Origin of the sequence: Brucella sp., from assembly GCF_032066345.1 — a bacterium.
GTDB lineage: Bacteria > Pseudomonadota > Alphaproteobacteria > Rhizobiales > Rhizobiaceae > Brucella > Brucella pseudogrignonensis.
In genome coordinates, this window is the sequence record NZ_DAMBKZ010000008.1 from 155,035 (window position 1) to 171,115 (window position 16,081).

Sequence of the window (16,081 nt, forward strand, 5' to 3'; positions counted from 1 at the left end):
CGTTTGATCAAGGACAGGCGGGTTTTCCGCCTGTCCACTTCTCTTCAGGAGGGCAAGATGCGCACAGGACCGCATTTCAATCGCAGGCAACTCATGCTTGGTGCATTGGCAGCTGCGCCTTTGATGTGCATTGCAAACAGGGCACAAGCCGCAGAGCAGCTTGGCTTTGACAATCTGTATAAAAGTTTTGGCGTGCTGGGTCTGGAGTTTTCTGATCAGGTCAAAAATGCTTCCGGCAAGGAAGTGGCAATCAGCGGGTTCATGGCACCGCCACTCAAGGCTGAAGCCAATTTCTTCGTTCTGACTGAAATTCCGATGTCGATCTGCCCATTCTGCTCGTCGGATTCCGATTGGCCCGACAATATCATGGTTGTTTATCTGGCATCCAAACAGACATTCGTGCAGTTCAATGCGCCAATTCTGACGCGCGGCACGCTGGAATATGGTTCATGGACAGACCCTGAAACGGGCTTCGTCAGTCAGCTTCGTCTGCGTGACGCTTCTTTCAAAACGGTCTGATGATGATGCTTGCCAAGCCATCGGGCCTGTCGCTCGATATTACCGATCTGGAAGTGCGCTTTCCGGGGTTGGCTCTCCCTGTGCTTTCCATTGAAAAGTTTAGTCTGGTTGCTGGTGGTCATCTGGCAATTACCGGTGCCTCCGGCTCGGGGAAAAGTACGCTGGTCAACGCTATAACGGGTCTCGAACCTGTGAAAGCCGGCAAAGTAGTTTGGGGCGAAACGGCAATCAGCAGCCTGTCTTCTTTCAGGCGCGATGCGTTTCGTGCGCGCAACATTGGTCTGGTGATGCAGGATTTTCACTTGTTTCCCGGCCTTTCCGCACTGTCCAATGTGCTGTTGCCGCTCAAATTGAGTTTTGGGGTGAAGGCTGATGATCGCGCACGCGCGCTTCAATTGCTTCAAACAGTCGGAATAACCCGCCCGGACCAACATATCGAAACGCTGTCGCGCGGTGAGATGCAGCGCGTGGCTATCGCGCGTGCGCTCCTTTCTAAGCCCGGCGTGATCGTGGCCGATGAACCGACTGCAAGTCTTGATCAGAAAACCGGTGCCGATGTTGCCGAGCTTCTGGTGCGGCTTGCGACCGAAGAAAAGGCGACATTGGTGGTCGTCACGCATGATCCGCAGCTGATGCAATATTTGCAGCGCCGCATTCGCCTTGAAGGCGGAAAAATTGCAAGCGACAGCGCGGAGATGGAATTGTCATGATCGCATTCATTCTTGCCGATCTGCGCCGTTTCTGGAGTGGGGCCGTCGCCATCATCGTTCTGCTGGCTTTGTCGGTTGCATTAAGTTCAGTCGTAACCTTGCAGGAACGGGCTGTGCGGCTTGGGACGGCGCGGGCATCTGACAAGTTTGACCTTGTGATCGGTGCTGCAGGAAGTGACACGCAGCTCACACTTTCGTCGGTCTTTTTGCAGCCGTCGCCTCTGCCGCTGATGTCGGGTGCGATGCTGGGCAAACTTGCCAATGACAAGCGCGTGGCCTTCGCAGCACCCATAGGCTTTGGCGATAGCGCGATGGGCTTTCCCATTGTCGGCACGACAACCGAGCTTGTTTCCGCCCTGTCACCGCAGCTTGCCGAAGGCACGATGTTCGCACGTCTGGGCGAGGCAATTATCGGTTCGGCAGTCGATCTAGCTGTCGGTGCTAAAGTCAATCCAATGCACGGCACTGTTGAGACCGGCGGCCATGCACATACCGAGGTCAGCTATCATGTAGCTGGCAAAATGGCTCCGACCGGCACTGCATGGGATCGGTCCATTCTGGTTCCCATTCGCACTGTCTGGCAGCTGCATGGCATGGAAGCTCATGAAGAACACGAGCATGACGACCATGCTGAAAAGCCGGGTAACGGATTTGGTGTGCTTATCAATGAAAAGCCGCATGACCATGATCACGAAATCGACGTCAATGCGCCGCTTGACGAGACTTTCGATGCCGATAGCCCCGGTGTTCCCGCTATTCTTGTAAAACCAAAGACGATTGCGGATGCCTATCGGCTACGGCAGGAATATCGCTCTGATCGCACATTGGCGATCTTCCCGGCAGAGGTTCTCACAAGGCTCTATTCAACATTGGGAGATGCACGCAGCCTGCTGCTTGGTATCGCCATCGGTACGCAGGTGATTGTGGTCTTCGCCTTGTTGTTGGTTGCGGTCATGCATATCGGCGCGCGAAAACGTCAGATCGGTGCGCTGCGGGCGCTTGGTGCGCCGGTGCGCTCCATCATGGCGATTGTCTGGGGCGAATTGTTTTTCCTGCTGCTGCTTGGAATCTTTCTTGGACTGGCAATCGGCTATGCGGCAGCGCGGGCCATCACATCATGGCTCACCGCAACAACAGCAGTCAGGATGCCGGTGGAATTTGCGATGAGCGATGTCTGGCTTGCTATTGGCTTTATTGCTGTTGCAGCGGTGGTTTCACTGGTTCCGGCGTTGATGACGCTGCGCATGAGCCCGGCATCTGCTTTGCGTTCATGATCTAAAAAAGTGGCCGCAGCAACATTTCCAAACCAAGCAGCAGCAGACAGATCAGAAAGCCGCGTCTGAACATGACGGGACTGATTTTCCTGCGAATGACTTGTCCGGCCCACATTCCAGCGAGTGCCGGAACAATCGCCATAGTGGAGATTGCGAGTTGATCAAAAACCAGCGCTCCTTGAACCCCGAGCCCTAATGCCAAAGCGATTGTCGATATGGTGAAGGACAGGCCGAGCGCTTGAACGAGTTCGTCTTTTTCAAGTCCAAGTGCTTGCAGATAAGGCACTGCCGGAATCACAAACACGCCGGTCGCTCCGGCAATAAAGCCTGTGATCGCGCCTACGACCGGTGACAACCAGGTCTCAAGCTTCTGAGGGACCTTGAAGGGATGTGCCAGCAGTGTGAAGGCTGCATAGAGGCTGAGACAGGCACCCAGTGTACCGGTCGTGATAGTGGTATCACCCTTCGTCAGCCAGGAAACACCGAGCATTGTGCCGACAATGATTGCGAGCATCATCGGCCATAACCGTTTGACCAGCGCGACCGAATTTGGTCCGGCAATCATCTGCCAGACATTGGTCGTGAAAGACGGCACCAGCAGCAGGCTTGCCGCTGCCAGTGGTGAGATCAGGCTGCCCAGCACGCCCATCGCCAGTGTCGGCAAGCCCATGCCGGTAATGCCTTTGACAATACCGGCAGCAAAGAACGTGGCTGCAATCGTCAATATCAGTGTCGTTGATAAATCAAACATGGCTTTGCATGGACCATCTCAGGCACTGGAACAATGTGGAAGTTCCGCAACATGGCTTCGGCTGGTCCGAAGCCTAATTATGCGATAGTCTTGCCTTATGCGCTTTGACCTGACTGACCTTCGCTTGTTTCTCGCTGTGGTAGATGCCGGCAGTATCACCCATGGTGCCGCCGATGTTGGCCTTTCGCTGGCGGCGGCCAGTGAGAGGCTGCGCGATATGGAAACGCTCAGCGAAGTGATGTTGCTTGAACGCGGACGACGCGGCATCACGACGACCGAAGCTGGCGATGCGCTGGTCCATCATGCGCGCGCGATCTTGCATCAGATCGCGCAGATGCGGGGCGAGCTTGGCGAATATGCAAAAGGCCTGCGCGGGACAATCCGCGTTCTGGCCAATACTGCTGCGATGACGGAGTTTCTTCCGGCGCGGCTTGCTCCCTGGCTCGCACGCAACGCTCAGGCCGATATCGACCTGAAAGAGCGCCAGAGCATTCAAATTGCCAGAAGTATCGCCGGAGGTTTTGCTGAAATCGGTATTCTGTCCGATGCGGTCGATACCAGCGGATTGCATCTGCAACCCTTTGCCATTGATCGGCTGGTGCTGGTCAGCGCGCGGGATCATCCGCTTGCCCTACGCAACGGCGTCCGGCTCGACGAATTGCTTGACCAGCACTTTATCGCGCTCGGTACAGGCGCATTACAGGATCACATCGATGCACAGGCTCTGAAAATCGGCCTGCGGCTTAAAACGCGTATCAGGTTGCGGACCTTTGAGGGTATCTGCCGGATGGCGGGCGAGGGCGTGGGCGTTGCCATCATACCGGAAACGGCGGCGCGGCGTTTCCGGCGATCTTCTTCGATAGCGATCATCAAGCTCTCCGACAGTTGGGCAACACGCCAGCTGGCAGTCTGTGTGCGAGATGAAACGACGTTAACGCCTTTAGCAAGGAGCCTGTTTGCACATCTGACCTCAGACGAGCGACAGGCCTGATGTTTTCTGCGAAACAATCGGACTTTGGGCTGTAACCAGCCGCTTGCCGGTGTCTGCGCTGAAAAAATGCAGCTTATCGGTGCCTGCCGTCAATTGCATATGATCGCTGATCGGGATGTGAGGCGGAAAGGCTGCAGTTATCCGCTGCTCGCCAACCATACCATGAACGAGGCGCTGGGCGCCGAGTTCTTCGACATGATCGAGTGTGAAACTAAGTGCATTCACACCGTTCTGCGCCAGAACGAGATCCTCCGGTCTGATCCCCACTGTGAGCGGACCGGATGAGGGAAGACTGCCTGAAAGCTGCAAGGTAGCGTCATCGATCATCAGACGGTTGCCGGCGAGCCGGGCATTAAGAAGGTTCATAGCTGGTGAGCCGATAAAGCTCGCGACAAAAGTCGAGGCCGGATTGTGATAAACCTCAAGCGGGGTTCCGATCTGCTCGATACTGCCCTTGTTCAACACGACAAGACGATGCGCGAGGGTCATGGCTTCGAGCTGGTCATGCGTTACATAGAGCGAGGTCGTGCCCAGCCGCCTTTGCAATCGCTTGATTTCGCCGCGCATGGTGACGCGCAATTTGGCATCGAGATTGGATAGTGGTTCGTCAAAAAGGAAGACGGAAGGCTTGCGCACGATTGCGCGCCCCATGGCAACGCGCTGGCGCTGACCGCCAGACAATGCCTTCGGTTTGCGATCAAGAAACGGTTCGATCTCCAGCATACGGGCGGCTTCCGCCACGCGTGTTTCGATTTCGGCCTTTGGTGTTTTGCGGTTGCGCAAGCCATAGGCCATATTGTTATAGACGCTCATATGCGGATAGAGCGCATAGTTCTGGAACACCATTGCGATGTCACGATCAGCAGGTTCAACCTCGTTGACGATGCGTCCGCCAATGCTGACTTCACCACTTGAAATGTCTTCAAGACCAGCAACCATACGCAGCAGCGTTGATTTTCCGCAGCCTGACGGACCCACCAGGACGATAAATTCACCTGCACGGATATCGATGGATACGCCTTTCACGGCTTCCACTCCGCCAGCATAGACCTTCTTGAGGTCCTTCATGATGATACCGGCCATTTTTCTCCATTTCCGCAAAGCGAAATGTCATGCGCTTTGCATCTTCAAATTTGAGATTTCAACACAGGACCAAAGCGCTTAATATTTTTCCTGATCCCGCTGTTCCAGCCAATCGGCGGTTGCTTTGCTGGCATTGCGCGCGGCATCTTCAATCGCTGTTCCCGCAAGCAGCGCGGATACGAGATTGGCGCTGAAATGGTCGCCCGCGCCGATGGTGTTTTTGACGACAGCGCGTTTTATGGGGGTGACATTCCTTATTTGCTCGCCATCATGAATGGTGATGGCGCGCGCACCGTCGGTCATCACGAGATGCTTCAGGCGGGAACCGCAGAAATGCTGTGCTTTGCGCCAGAGCGCATCGTCATCCAACTCCGGAAAATCGCCTTTTGAGCCGATCATGAGATCCGCTGGTCGCGGCACGGAGCTTTCAGACAAGGGAAACTGAGACGCCACCAAACTGATTGAATCGAGCGCTTTAAGGATCGTCGCATCTGGGTTGAAGCAATTGATATAGGCAGCATCTGCTTTGACATCGCCATCAAGCCGGAACAATCGCATCGGTCCCTGGCTCGGTGTTAAAATCGTGCGTTCGCCTGAAGGCTCAAGCAAAATATCGGTGATGTGAGTGCCACTATCTCGCCTGCAAACATGCTGCATGTCGAAGCCGAGTTCTGAGAGCTCAGAGCGGGCTGTTTCACCAAGCGCATCATTGCCAAGCGAGCTGACCAGCGCTACCTCATGCCCCAGTGCCAGAAATGGTGAGCCGGTGAAATACCCACCGCCACCGAGCCTTGTCTCACGCTTTCCCCACGAAACGCGGGAGCCGGATTTGAGTGGCCCGTCAAGCTCCCAGATCCGATCATGGTTGAGATGTGCGATTACCAGAACACGCGCCATTATTTCTCTCCTGTGCCGGCCGAGAATGCTTCAACGATGTAACGTTGCGCCAGAAGAAACATGCCGAGTACGGGTAATACGGAGAGAAGGCTGGTCGCCATCAGTGGTCCCCATGGGGTTTCAGCGCCGTCCACATCCGCAAACATGGCAATGCCCGTGGTGAGTGTCTTTCGACCGGTGTCTTCGAGGACGAGTTGTCCCCAAAGATAGATGTTCCACGCGCCCATGAAAGAAATCACGGAAAGGGCTGCAATGGCTGGCAGCACGTTGGGTATGGCCACATCCTTGAACTGTTTCCAGATTCCGCAACCATCGATGCGCGCTGCTTCGAACATTTCGTCGGGAAGCGAGCGGAACGACTGTCTGAAATAGAAGACATAAAAGCCGATATAGGGGATCGAAGGGATGATCATGGCCCAATAGGTATCGAAGGCCTGTATCTTCACCACCGCGATGTAGGTGGGAATGATCGCGAGAACCGTCGGAAAGGACATGGTGGCAATCACCACCCAGAACAGGAACTGTTTGCCGCGAAATTCCATTCGGGCAAAAGCATAGCCTGCGGGCAGGCTGATGATGAGTTTGCCCAGTGTGATGGCAGCCGATGTCACCACGGAGTTAAACAGCCACCACCAGATCGGATAACGATCCGCTGCAAGCTGGAAGTTCGACAAGGTGATCTGCTCGGGCCAGAACCGCAGCGCCTTTTGCGCAATCAGTTCGTTTGGTGTGAATGCAGATGTCACCATCCACAACAGTGGAAACAGCGTGATGAGCGACAGCACAATGAGAAGAATATGGAGTGTACCACGCTGGAGCGTGGCGCTGAGAGAATTTACAGTCATTGATAATGCACCCGCTTTTCGCCGAAGCGGAACTGCGCCCAGGTGATGAGAAGGACTGCCACGATGATAATCATGGCGACTGCACTTGCTCTGCCGAACTGGAAGAACTGCAGGCCCTGCTGCCAGAGGAAATAAAGCAGATTGGAGCTTCTGCCCGCTGGTCCGCCACCCGTCAGAACGTCAACGACGCCCACAATATCGTCAAGCACCGAAAATACGGTTGTGACCGAAATGAAGAAGGCGGTCGGTGTAATCAGCGGCAGTTCGATGGTGAAAAAGCGCCGCCATGCGCCAGCACCATCCAGTCGCGACGCTTCGCGCAAAGACTGCGGAACATTGGCAAGCGCTGCGATCCATAACAGCATGTTGAGGCCGAAGCTTTTCCAGAACGTGACGACCGATACAGATAAGAGTGCGAGATCCGGATCGAGGTGCCACATGGATGTTGGCAATCCGAACCAGACGAGAACTTCGTTGAAAAGCCCGTTGACCGGATTAAGCAGCCATGACCATGCAACGCCTGCGACAGAATAGGCGAGGATGGTCGGCAGGAAGAAAGCGCCGCGATAGATGCGTTCGAGCCTGGAGCCCTGCACCGCATGGATCATCACTGCGATAATCAGCGGTAGAATAATCTGCGCCGGAACGAGAATGATGCAGTAAAGCACCGTGTTCCAGGCTGCGAGCCGGAAATCGGCATCAGCAAATAAGCTTTTGTAATTGTCGAGCCCAACAAAGCTGACATCGGTTGAAAGCAGGTTCCAGTCAACAACCGACAGAACCGCCGAAGCGATGATCGGGCCATAAAGGAAAACAATGACGGAAAGGACGGCTGGCCCCGCGAAAATCCACGGAGCCAGCTTTGCAAACAGAGGTTTCGACATTTCGCGTCAGGCATCCACCAGCACGGTTGCAAGTTCGTCATGAGCTGATTTGAGGCCGGATTTGATATCCGTTTCTTTCAGCAACATGCGTGATACCCATTTGCGCCAGATGTTCTGGCCTTCAAGACCGCGCTTGCCCGGCCAGATGGTTTCGGCAGTCAAACCATCGGTAAGCTGACCCGCAGCAGGTTTCATGAAGTCGTTAATCAGCGGAATATCGTGAACGGATGTGTTGAGATAGCCAACTTCCGACCAGATCTTCTGACCTTCAGGCGAGGCGCAGAATTCAAGAAACGCAAGCGAAGCCTTGGCCTGTTCGTCATTCTTTGCATAGACCGCGAGGAAGTTTCCGCCGCTGTTCATGTTGCGGGCATGGCCCGGAATGCCGGGGAAGCGAGCGGTGATCGCCTTGGCACTCCCAAACGGGAAGCTGGCAGCGCGTGTCGAACTTGTGGTGCAGATCGCAAGCGCGCCAGCTTCAAAAGCGGCATCCTGCTCTTTGCCGCTGACGGGAGTCCAGAGCCCCTGATGGGCTGGCTGGCAGAAAAGTTCCATGCCCTTTGCAGCCTCATCGCTGTTAAGCGCAAGCTTGCCTTCGGGGTCGATGATGTAGCCACCGGCATTCTGAATGAAGGACTGGCTGGTCCATTCATTGTTGGAAAGAGCAAGTGCCGACCGGTAGGTGGCATGTTTACCTTTGAGTTTTTCATCAAGCGTGCGCGCAGCTTTATAGAGCCAATCTGTATCCGGATATTCCGGAAGGTTTGGATCAAGACCGGCTTCCGCCCAAAGAGCGCTGTTGATGAAGGTGATTGGTGTGGACATTGCCCATGGCAGGCCAATCACGGCATCGTCGATGGTGACCAGCGGCATCAGCGAAGGAACGAAATTCGCAATGATGGCCTTTGCCTTGGTTGAATCGATTTCGTTGAGATCACGGGCACCAAGGGTGCGGCGTGCGAAATAGCCGAACTTCCAGCCCGTTACCATGATTGCTGGCGGCTTGCCTGCAGCGATACCGGCGAGTGCCTTGGCAGTGGCTGTTTCATAATCGCCATCAAAGCGGTTGGTGACGGTGACGCCGGTCTTCAGCGCGTTGAAAGCGTCTACGACTTTCTGAAATGGCTTGTCCGGTCCCCAGATGCTGGAGATTTCAATTTTGGCATCGGCGGAAAAAGCCGAAGAAATACCAAAGGTGCTTGTGGCTGCCAATGCAGCGGAGGCTGTCAGAAAACTGCGCCTTGAAAGTTCAACCATGTCCGTCACTCCTGTGTCCGATTTGGGCACAAACTATCGGGCGTGAATGACATGCGAATTGTGAGTTTCGACCGGCTCTTGCGCTATTTGCCCGTTTAATGACCGTTTTGGTGAGATTTTGTCGTATTCCTGTGAGGTAAGTTCGTTAGGTCTGCCGCGACGTAACAATGGCATGACCTTAAAATGGCACAAAGACCTCTTCGGCCCTCGGATCGGCAGGATCGAATCCGTGATCGTCTCATCAGACAGGGCGACACCACCTGCACGGAACTGGCGGGTATATTCTCGGTTTCAGAAGAAACCATCAGACGAGACCTTGCTTCTTTGGAGGAGAGGGGGCAAGCGATGCGCGTTCATGGCGGGGCGCGTGCCGTCACGGCAAAGGGACTGCCGCATATTGACTTGCGTATCGGCGCCGATCGTGAAGCCAAGGAGCGAATTGCCCGGCTTGCCCATGGACTGCTCAAACCGGGCATGTCGGTATTTTTCAGCGGTGGTTCAACCGCCTTGGCCACCGCTTGGGAGGCGCGTCATGAGCCACCGATCATCGCCACATCGCTGATGGTCGATATCATGATTGTCCTGTCTATGGGCGGGCAGACTGATCTTACGCTTTGCGGCGGGCAATTCGACAAGCATTCCCGTGCTTCCTTCGGTTTTGAGGCGATGGAAATCATTTCGCGCCGTGTTTTCGATATCGCCTTCATGGGAGCGAGCGGCTTTGATGTGCAGCGTGGATTGCTTGGGCCGTCGGACAGGCATCTTCAGCTTGCGCAAGTGGTGCGCCGCCAGACAAGAAAATTCGTCGTACTGGCGAGCCATACGGCGCTGCAAAGATCGGACAAGTTTTCGATCCTGCCAACATCGGGCATTGATCTGGTGATCACGGATCAGCCACCACCCAGTGCGGTTTATGCAGCGCTGGAAAGAGCAGGGGTGGAGATCATTTATTGATCTTGAAATCAGCCCGGACCAGAGGGCCGGGCTGATATGTTGGTTTGGCAGTCTTATGACTGATGGTGGCTGACGGACTTGTCCGCGTCTTTGGTTTTTACAAGCGATATGACAATGCCTGCACCAAGGATCGCAAACGTAATGCCGAGCGACCAGGACGGTGGGAATTTTTCCCAGCCCATCAGATCCGCAATGAACATCTTGGAGCCGATGAAGATCAGCAGGATCGACAGCGCATATTTAAGATAGGCGAAGCGATGCAGGATGGCTGACAGGGCAAAGAAGAGCGCTCTCAGGCCAAGAATTGCGAAGATATTCGATGTGTAAACGATGAAGGGATCGGTGGTGATCGTGAAGACTGCCGGAACGGAGTCTACAGCGAAGATCAGATCCGCCACTTCGATCATGATGAGCGCCAGGAATAGTGGCGTTGCGAAGCGTACCATCTTGCCGGTCGCACTGTCTTTCAACCGTACGAAGAAGGCATTGCCGTGCAGTTCATCCGTGACACGCATGTGCTTACGGGCAAAGCGCAGCAGCGGGTTTCGGCTCATATCCGGTTCATCATCTTCACCCGAAAACAGCATCTTGATGCCGGTGATGATGAGGAAGACCGCAAAGAGATACAGAACCCAGTGGTAGTTTGCGACGATTGTGGCGCCGAGGCCGATCATGATGCCGCGCAACACGATAACACCGAGAATACCCCAGAAAAGGACGCGGTGCTGATACTTGCGCGGGATTGCGAAGAAGCTGAATATCAGCGCAATAACGAAGATATTGTCGAGAGCCAGCGTTTTCTCGACCACGAATGCGGTGAGATATTGCGCCGTGGCCTCGCTGCTCATCTGCCACCAGACAAAGCCGGAAAAGGCCAGTCCGAGTGTGATGTAGAAAGCCGACATTTTCAGGCTTTCACCGATTTCGATCTCATGGTCTTCCTTGTTGAAGACGCCAAGATCGAGCACCAGCAAAGCCAGAACGATGCCGATAAACACCAGCCACATCCAGACCGGTGTTCCCATGAAGAGTGAAGTAAAGATTTCCATATCCGACCTCTGTTCAAATCTAACAAGGTCGGCTGGGGTTTACCGGGCTGACCTCGAGCTTGCTCGAAGTGGCCGACATCACGGTTTGGAAAAACCGCCAGAGGGGCCCGGTCCACTGGCTATCACTTAGGAAACGATTTTGCGGTTTCAAGCCAGGCTCTGATTATTTTTCGTGCGATAGAGCAGTCTCACGGATTAAAGGTTGAAAGAACGCTGTTTTATACCGGCTTCTGGATAGCCTGCAGCAATTCGGCGGGATCAATCGGCTTATGAAGCAGCATATAACCGCTCGCGGAGGCTTCACGCAGCCTTTCAGGCGATGTATCGCCTGTGAGGATGATCACTGGCAGCTCGTATCCAATCTTATCGAACAATCTGCGTGCGGCCTGTGTTCCTATCATGCCGCCTTCAAGGCGATAATCCACGATGACAAGGTCAGTTTGAGAGGGTTTCGCTGTTTTATCGGCCAGCCAGGCGGCATATGTTTCGTCAGCGTTGCGCCCCGCATAGGCTCGGTACCCCCAAACGTCGACAAGCCCCGTGAGTGCATCAAGGACGGTGCTTTCATCATCAATAATGAAAATGTTTCCACCCGTCTGAAGCGGGCTTCTGGCAGGCTTCTTCGGTTGGCGCTGGTCAACGACAAGCGGTACGACGATTGAAAACATCGATCCTTTGCCGGGTTGCGAGCAAAGCCGGATCGGATGGTTGAGCAGCTCTGCTGTGCGTTTCACAATTGACAGGCCGAGTCCCAGTCCTTTGTCGCGGTCGCGTTCAGGATTATGCAGCTGCACGAATTCTTCAAACACTGTTTCGTGCTGGTTTTCGGCGATACCGAGCCCGGTGTCATAGACCTGAATTTCGATATTGCTGCCTCTGAGACGACAGCCAAAGAGTATGCCTCCGCTTGTCGTGTAGCGAATGGCGTTGGCGATCAGATTGGCTATTATCTGCCGCAGCATCATGGGGTCGCTGTCTGTATGAAGGTCACATCGGACCATTCTCCATCGAAGACCTTTGCTTTCGGCAAGGCCCGCAAATTCGCTGCGAAGATTATCCTGTAATTCGCCAATCGAGATGGTTTCGCGATTGGGTGTCACAATCTGAGCGTCGAGGCGTGAAACATCGAGCAATGCGTTGAGCAGATAGCTTAGATTGGCGACGACGTTTCTGATCTTTCCAGCAATATTAGCGGCGTCGGCGCCATTGACATTTCCTCTGCCTGCGAGTGCTGCCAGGGTCGAATTGAAGAGGCCAAGTGCATGTACCGGCTGCCGGAGATCGTGACTTGCAGCTGCGAGGAAGCGCGTCTTTGCGCGATCGGCAGCTGCCACTCTGTCCCGTTCACTTTTGAGCTGATCAACGAGCGTCTCATTTTCAAAGCGCAATCGGATTGTTTCGGCCAGATCCCGGTGGGTCACACGTCCATGATGCACGTTGATGATAACCAGACAGGCAATCAAAAACAGATAGGCGTTGTAAATCTCACCCTCACTCATGAGGCAATAGATCGTGCTTGGCAGAACGGTTGTGAACAGCGATCCGACGAGGACCGGAAGAAATGCCGACGAAGTGGGTACGGACCCACAGGTCAGACCAGTCATGACGATCATTGCGAAGGAAAGAAGGTGTGGTTCGCCCGAGAGAAAACCGATCAAACCCAGTAGTCCCCAGTTCATACCCGATAGCCACGAGAAGCCAGCCGCTGTCCAGGCCCATTTCAGATAGCTGTCCGGTGTTTTCGGATGGCGGAAAAACGCACGGGTGACGATCATGCGAAGGATTGTCAGCAAATAAACCGAAACACACCATGCAATGAGCCACACATTGGGCACTTTGCCCCAGAATATCAGAAGCGAGGGGATCGGCACGAAGATATTGGTCAGCAGCACGCCCGCCGAATGTTTGTAGAGCGTATTAATCAGCGCCTGCTTGATCCGCGTCTCGTCTATTGGATTAACTCTCATAGATTTTTTGTGTTTTTCAGAGAGCGCTAATGCCACCATAATGCTATCCTGTATTCGCTTTTGGGCTTGAGGGGCATCTTATCGATGAGGGAAAACTACCGGGTAATCTTGGCTGACGATCACAATATCGTCCGCGAGGGACTTAAACTACTTCTTTCTACTTTAAGCGAAACAGTTGTGGTTGGAGAGGTCGGTGATTGTTCTTCTTTGTTGGGGCTTCTGGCTCAGACGCCTTGCGATATGGTCTTGCTTGATCTTGGTATGCCGGGATTTCACAGCTTTCAGTTCATAGAACAATTGCGAACGACCTATCCAAAGTTGAAAATTCTCATTCTGTCTGCAAACAGTGAATCCCGCTCGATCCGTGCAGCACTTGATGCTGGTGCCAATGGTTATCTGACGAAAGATGGCGATCCGAGCGAATTGCTTGCCACCATCACCAATCTGAAAAACGGTCACAGCAATGGCGCAACTCATATTGGTGCCGCGATCAACCGTCCGAGTGGCCATGAGCCTGAACCCAATATCGATGTCTTGTCGCCCGTGCCGCTTACAAGACGTGAGCTGCAGTTTTTGGCATTGATCCCAAAGGGTACGACGACACGGGAAATAGCGGACAGGCTCGGTATCAGCGTTTTCACCGCCCGCAAGCATCGCGAAAACCTCATGCGCAAACTCGATCTCCATAGCAGTGCCGAGCTGACGGCCTATGCGGTGCGTCTTGGATTGCCTTCGGCATAATATTGCGGTCGCGGCTCTGGCAGAAGCCACCCCAACTGCCAGAACCGCCATTCAAGCAATGGCTTGCTTGAATGTAAGCGCATGTGCTGCTGTTGACCAAAAGCTACCAACTAGGCGGGCAGCATGAAATACGGCACCTGTCGTATTTTAGCAGTTGCATCAGGAGAATATGGTCCCCTCCAATCCGCTGACGGATCGTCGGCGGTAAAACGGGGCGGCGACCATGTTTGGCAAATACGCAAATTTTGGTGAAGACGGGCGGTCAGTTCTGATCTCAGTTCTGGTGCTATTGCTGGGGTCGCTTTTGTTTCCGAACGAGAAGGCACTCGCGGGTGAGGCTTTACCGTCGGACAGAGTTGATGCAGCTGTTGTCTTTGCTGTCGATCGGTCATCGTTGCCAGATGTCGATGACGTCCAGATGGTGCGCGAGGGGCATATGGCGGCACTGCGTTCTTTGCACCGCGTTATGACCAGCGGCCCGAACCAGTGTGTGGCAATTGCCTATATCGAGTGGTCGGGTGACAGCCAGTCTGAATCTGTTCTGCCATGGACGCGCATCTGCGATGAAGGCGATGCTGAAGCTGCGGCTACAGCGATAGCACTTTATCGCTATGACGGTATTAAGGGCGAGGCCGGCACAATGCTGACGGCAATCAATGCGGCTTTGGCTGATGTGAAAATGGTCACATGGAGTGCGAACAGGCTCATTGTAAATGTATCGACTTATGATGGTGGTCCGGCGAATATTTCCCACACAAATGCCGATATAACCAACATCATTACAGTGCGGAAAGATGTCCTCCATGATCAGGGATCGGGCAGGCGTTTGCAGGTCGCGTCATCTGCGGATTATGTGGCCGCAATTGAGCGGAGTTTGATGCTTGAAGTTGGCGGCGACAGAGCTCTTTACATGAAGCCAGAAGAGCCAAATATCAGAACGGCAAAGACGGATATCCTACCTTAGAAAGATGAAGCTTCGGGGCGCTGGTCCCCGAGGCGATTATGCATCTATCAGTCATGATTTCAGACAAGCAAATCCTTCACTTCTCGCAGGACAGTAACCAGACTTGCTGCGTCGCGCGGACCGTCATATCGCGTGCCGTTGATGAAAAGCGTGGGTGTGCCATTGACGCCGCTTCGCAATCCACCGCGAAAATCTGTTTCAATGCGCTCCTGAAAACGACCGTCGAAGGCGGTTGCGAGGGTTACTGGCGCTATGCCGAGAGCTGTCGCATATTCGTGAAGATCATGATCGGTCAGCGCGCTTTGGTTTTTGTAAAGAAGATCATGGGCTTGCCAGAACAGGCCTTGTGTAGCGGCCATTTCAGCAAATTCCGCTGCGTGAAGCGCATGGGGATGCATTTCGGCAAGCGGGAAATTACGGAACACGAAGCGGAGATCCTCACCCATTGCCTGCTGCGCTGCTTTGAGAACGTAATAAGCTTCGCCGCAATATGGGCATTCATAGTCGCCATATTCGACAAGGGTTACAGCGGCTGTCTCATATCCCTGGATGTGATCCTGTTTACTAACCGGAATGCTCAACTTGCTCATGATTGCAGCTCCTTAGTGGTTGGTTTGGCCTCAAGCATGTCGAGGGCTTCAAGAATGCCATCGGCGCCAGGGTTGATGCCCAGCGGAGAAACATAGCTCCATCGGATAATGCCATCGGCATCGATGACGAACAGCGCACGCTCTGCCACGCCATCCTTTTGGCGATAGACGCCATAGCTCCGGGCGACTTCACCCTTGGGTTCAAAATCTGCGAGAAGCGGGAAATGCAATTTGCGCTCTGCTTCAAAGGCGGCATGGCACCACACACCATCTACCGATATGCCGAGCAGCTGCGCCTTCGCATGGTGAAATTCCGGCAGAATTTCGTTATAAAGTCCCATCTGATCGCTGCAGACCGGACTCCAGTCAGCCGGGTAAAATGCGAGTATCACCGGAGCGCCACGCAGATCGCTGAGCGATACCGTCTGATCCGCCGTTGCAGGTAAAGTGAACGCAGGCGCAACAGTGCCTGCAGCGAGTGCGTGTGAGGGATTATCGCCGGGCATGATCGAACTCCTTTGCAGCTTCAATGCGCTCCAAGGTTAGGCAGCGCAGCAAGGCAGCTCAATCAGATGAACGGATAGTGTTCAGATACTTAGGTCTAT

Annotated in this window: 17 protein-coding genes; 7 read left to right on the forward strand and 10 right to left on the reverse strand. The window is 54.1% G+C overall.

The genetic code is table 11. The features are described 5' to 3' along the window. Positions 1–57 precede the first annotated feature (57 nt). Genes RT142_RS12355 through RT142_RS12365 form a run of 3 tightly spaced genes read left to right on the forward strand, consistent with a single transcriptional unit; the run spans position 58 to position 2,503 of the window. On the forward strand, positions 58–519 hold the full coding sequence (locus RT142_RS12355; protein WP_112812643.1) for a hypothetical protein: 462 nt from the start codon (positions 58–60) through the stop codon (positions 517–519). Further along, the gene (locus RT142_RS12360; RefSeq protein ID WP_313028862.1) at positions 519–1,229 is read left to right on the forward strand and encodes an ABC transporter ATP-binding protein; all 711 of its coding nucleotides are present in this window, start codon (positions 519–521) and stop codon (positions 1,227–1,229) included. The genes RT142_RS12355 and RT142_RS12360 overlap by 1 nt, the downstream gene beginning before the upstream one ends. Then, positions 1,226–2,503, forward strand: coding sequence for an ABC transporter permease (locus RT142_RS12365; RefSeq protein WP_113159701.1), 1,278 nt, complete (start codon positions 1,226–1,228; stop codon positions 2,501–2,503). Before RT142_RS12360 ends, RT142_RS12365 begins: the two co-directional genes overlap by 4 nt. Before the next feature lies 1 nt (position 2,504). Here the strand turns inward: RT142_RS12365 and RT142_RS12370 are convergent, their stop codons facing one another. Further along, positions 2,505–3,254 carry a sulfite exporter TauE/SafE family protein gene (locus RT142_RS12370; RefSeq protein WP_079213327.1) on the reverse strand — a complete coding sequence of 250 codons (750 nt, stop codon included), beginning with the start codon at positions 3,252–3,254 and terminating at the stop codon, positions 2,505–2,507. 97 nt (positions 3,255–3,351) lie between these two features. Between RT142_RS12370 and RT142_RS12375 the strand changes: the two genes are divergently transcribed. After that, on the forward strand, positions 3,352–4,245 hold the full coding sequence (locus RT142_RS12375) for a LysR family transcriptional regulator (RefSeq protein ID WP_313028868.1): 894 nt from the start codon (positions 3,352–3,354) through the stop codon (positions 4,243–4,245). On the opposite strand, the gene RT142_RS12380 is transcribed toward RT142_RS12375, so the two are convergent. The 5 genes from RT142_RS12380 to RT142_RS12400 form a co-directional block, all read right to left on the reverse strand. After that, positions 4,225–5,328, reverse strand: a complete 1,104-nt coding sequence (locus RT142_RS12380; RefSeq protein WP_313028870.1) for a sn-glycerol-3-phosphate import ATP-binding protein UgpC — start codon at positions 5,326–5,328, stop codon at positions 4,225–4,227. The genes RT142_RS12375 and RT142_RS12380 overlap by 21 nt on opposite strands. Positions 5,329–5,406: 78 nt before the next feature. After that, complete coding sequence (locus RT142_RS12385) at positions 5,407–6,225, reverse strand: PfkB family carbohydrate kinase (protein ID WP_313028873.1); 819 nt, start codon at positions 6,223–6,225, stop codon at positions 5,407–5,409. Further along, positions 6,225–7,070, reverse strand: a complete 846-nt coding sequence (locus RT142_RS12390; RefSeq protein ID WP_313028876.1) for a carbohydrate ABC transporter permease — start codon at positions 7,068–7,070, stop codon at positions 6,225–6,227. The genes RT142_RS12385 and RT142_RS12390 overlap by 1 nt, the downstream gene beginning before the upstream one ends. After that, positions 7,067–7,954, reverse strand: a complete 888-nt coding sequence (locus RT142_RS12395) for a carbohydrate ABC transporter permease (RefSeq protein WP_313028878.1) — start codon at positions 7,952–7,954, stop codon at positions 7,067–7,069. Before RT142_RS12395 ends, RT142_RS12390 begins: the two co-directional genes overlap by 4 nt. Positions 7,955–7,960: 6 nt before the next feature. Beyond that, the gene (locus RT142_RS12400; RefSeq protein WP_313028881.1) at positions 7,961–9,211 is read right to left on the reverse strand and encodes an extracellular solute-binding protein; all 1,251 of its coding nucleotides are present in this window, start codon (positions 9,209–9,211) and stop codon (positions 7,961–7,963) included. A gap of 183 nt (positions 9,212–9,394) precedes the next feature. Here RT142_RS12400 and RT142_RS12405 point away from each other — a divergent pair, with 183 nt between their 5' ends. Then, on the forward strand, positions 9,395–10,165 hold the full coding sequence (locus RT142_RS12405) for a DeoR/GlpR family DNA-binding transcription regulator (RefSeq protein WP_094544480.1): 771 nt from the start codon (positions 9,395–9,397) through the stop codon (positions 10,163–10,165). Positions 10,166–10,218: 53 nt separating this feature from the next. Here RT142_RS12405 and RT142_RS12410 read toward each other — a convergent pair whose 3' ends face one another. Both RT142_RS12410 and RT142_RS12415 read right to left on the reverse strand, forming a co-directional pair. Then, positions 10,219–11,214 carry a TerC family protein gene (locus RT142_RS12410; RefSeq protein WP_313028884.1) on the reverse strand — a complete coding sequence of 332 codons (996 nt, stop codon included), beginning with the start codon at positions 11,212–11,214 and terminating at the stop codon, positions 10,219–10,221. A 218-nt stretch (positions 11,215–11,432) separates the two neighbouring features. Further along, complete coding sequence (locus RT142_RS12415) at positions 11,433–13,181, reverse strand: hybrid sensor histidine kinase/response regulator (RefSeq protein ID WP_313028887.1); 1,749 nt, start codon at positions 13,179–13,181, stop codon at positions 11,433–11,435. Positions 13,182–13,289: 108 nt separating this feature from the next. Between RT142_RS12415 and RT142_RS12420 the strand changes: the two genes are divergently transcribed. Next, positions 13,290–13,922, forward strand: a complete 633-nt coding sequence (locus tag RT142_RS12420) for a response regulator (protein ID WP_231193316.1) — start codon at positions 13,290–13,292, stop codon at positions 13,920–13,922. 223 nt (positions 13,923–14,145) lie between these two features. Continuing rightward, complete coding sequence (locus tag RT142_RS12425; RefSeq protein WP_313028892.1) at positions 14,146–14,886, forward strand: DUF1194 domain-containing protein; 741 nt, start codon at positions 14,146–14,148, stop codon at positions 14,884–14,886. Positions 14,887–14,945: 59 nt separating this feature from the next. Here RT142_RS12425 and RT142_RS12430 read toward each other — a convergent pair whose 3' ends face one another. Both RT142_RS12430 and RT142_RS12435 read right to left on the reverse strand, forming a co-directional pair. Next, the gene (locus RT142_RS12430) at positions 14,946–15,476 is read right to left on the reverse strand and encodes a DsbA family protein (protein ID WP_113159709.1); all 531 of its coding nucleotides are present in this window, start codon (positions 15,474–15,476) and stop codon (positions 14,946–14,948) included. Next, a complete protein-coding gene (locus tag RT142_RS12435) occupies positions 15,473–15,982 on the reverse strand; it encodes a peroxiredoxin (protein WP_105520075.1) in 510 nt (169 codons plus the stop codon). Before RT142_RS12435 ends, RT142_RS12430 begins: the two co-directional genes overlap by 4 nt. Positions 15,983–16,081: the final 99 nt, after the last annotated feature.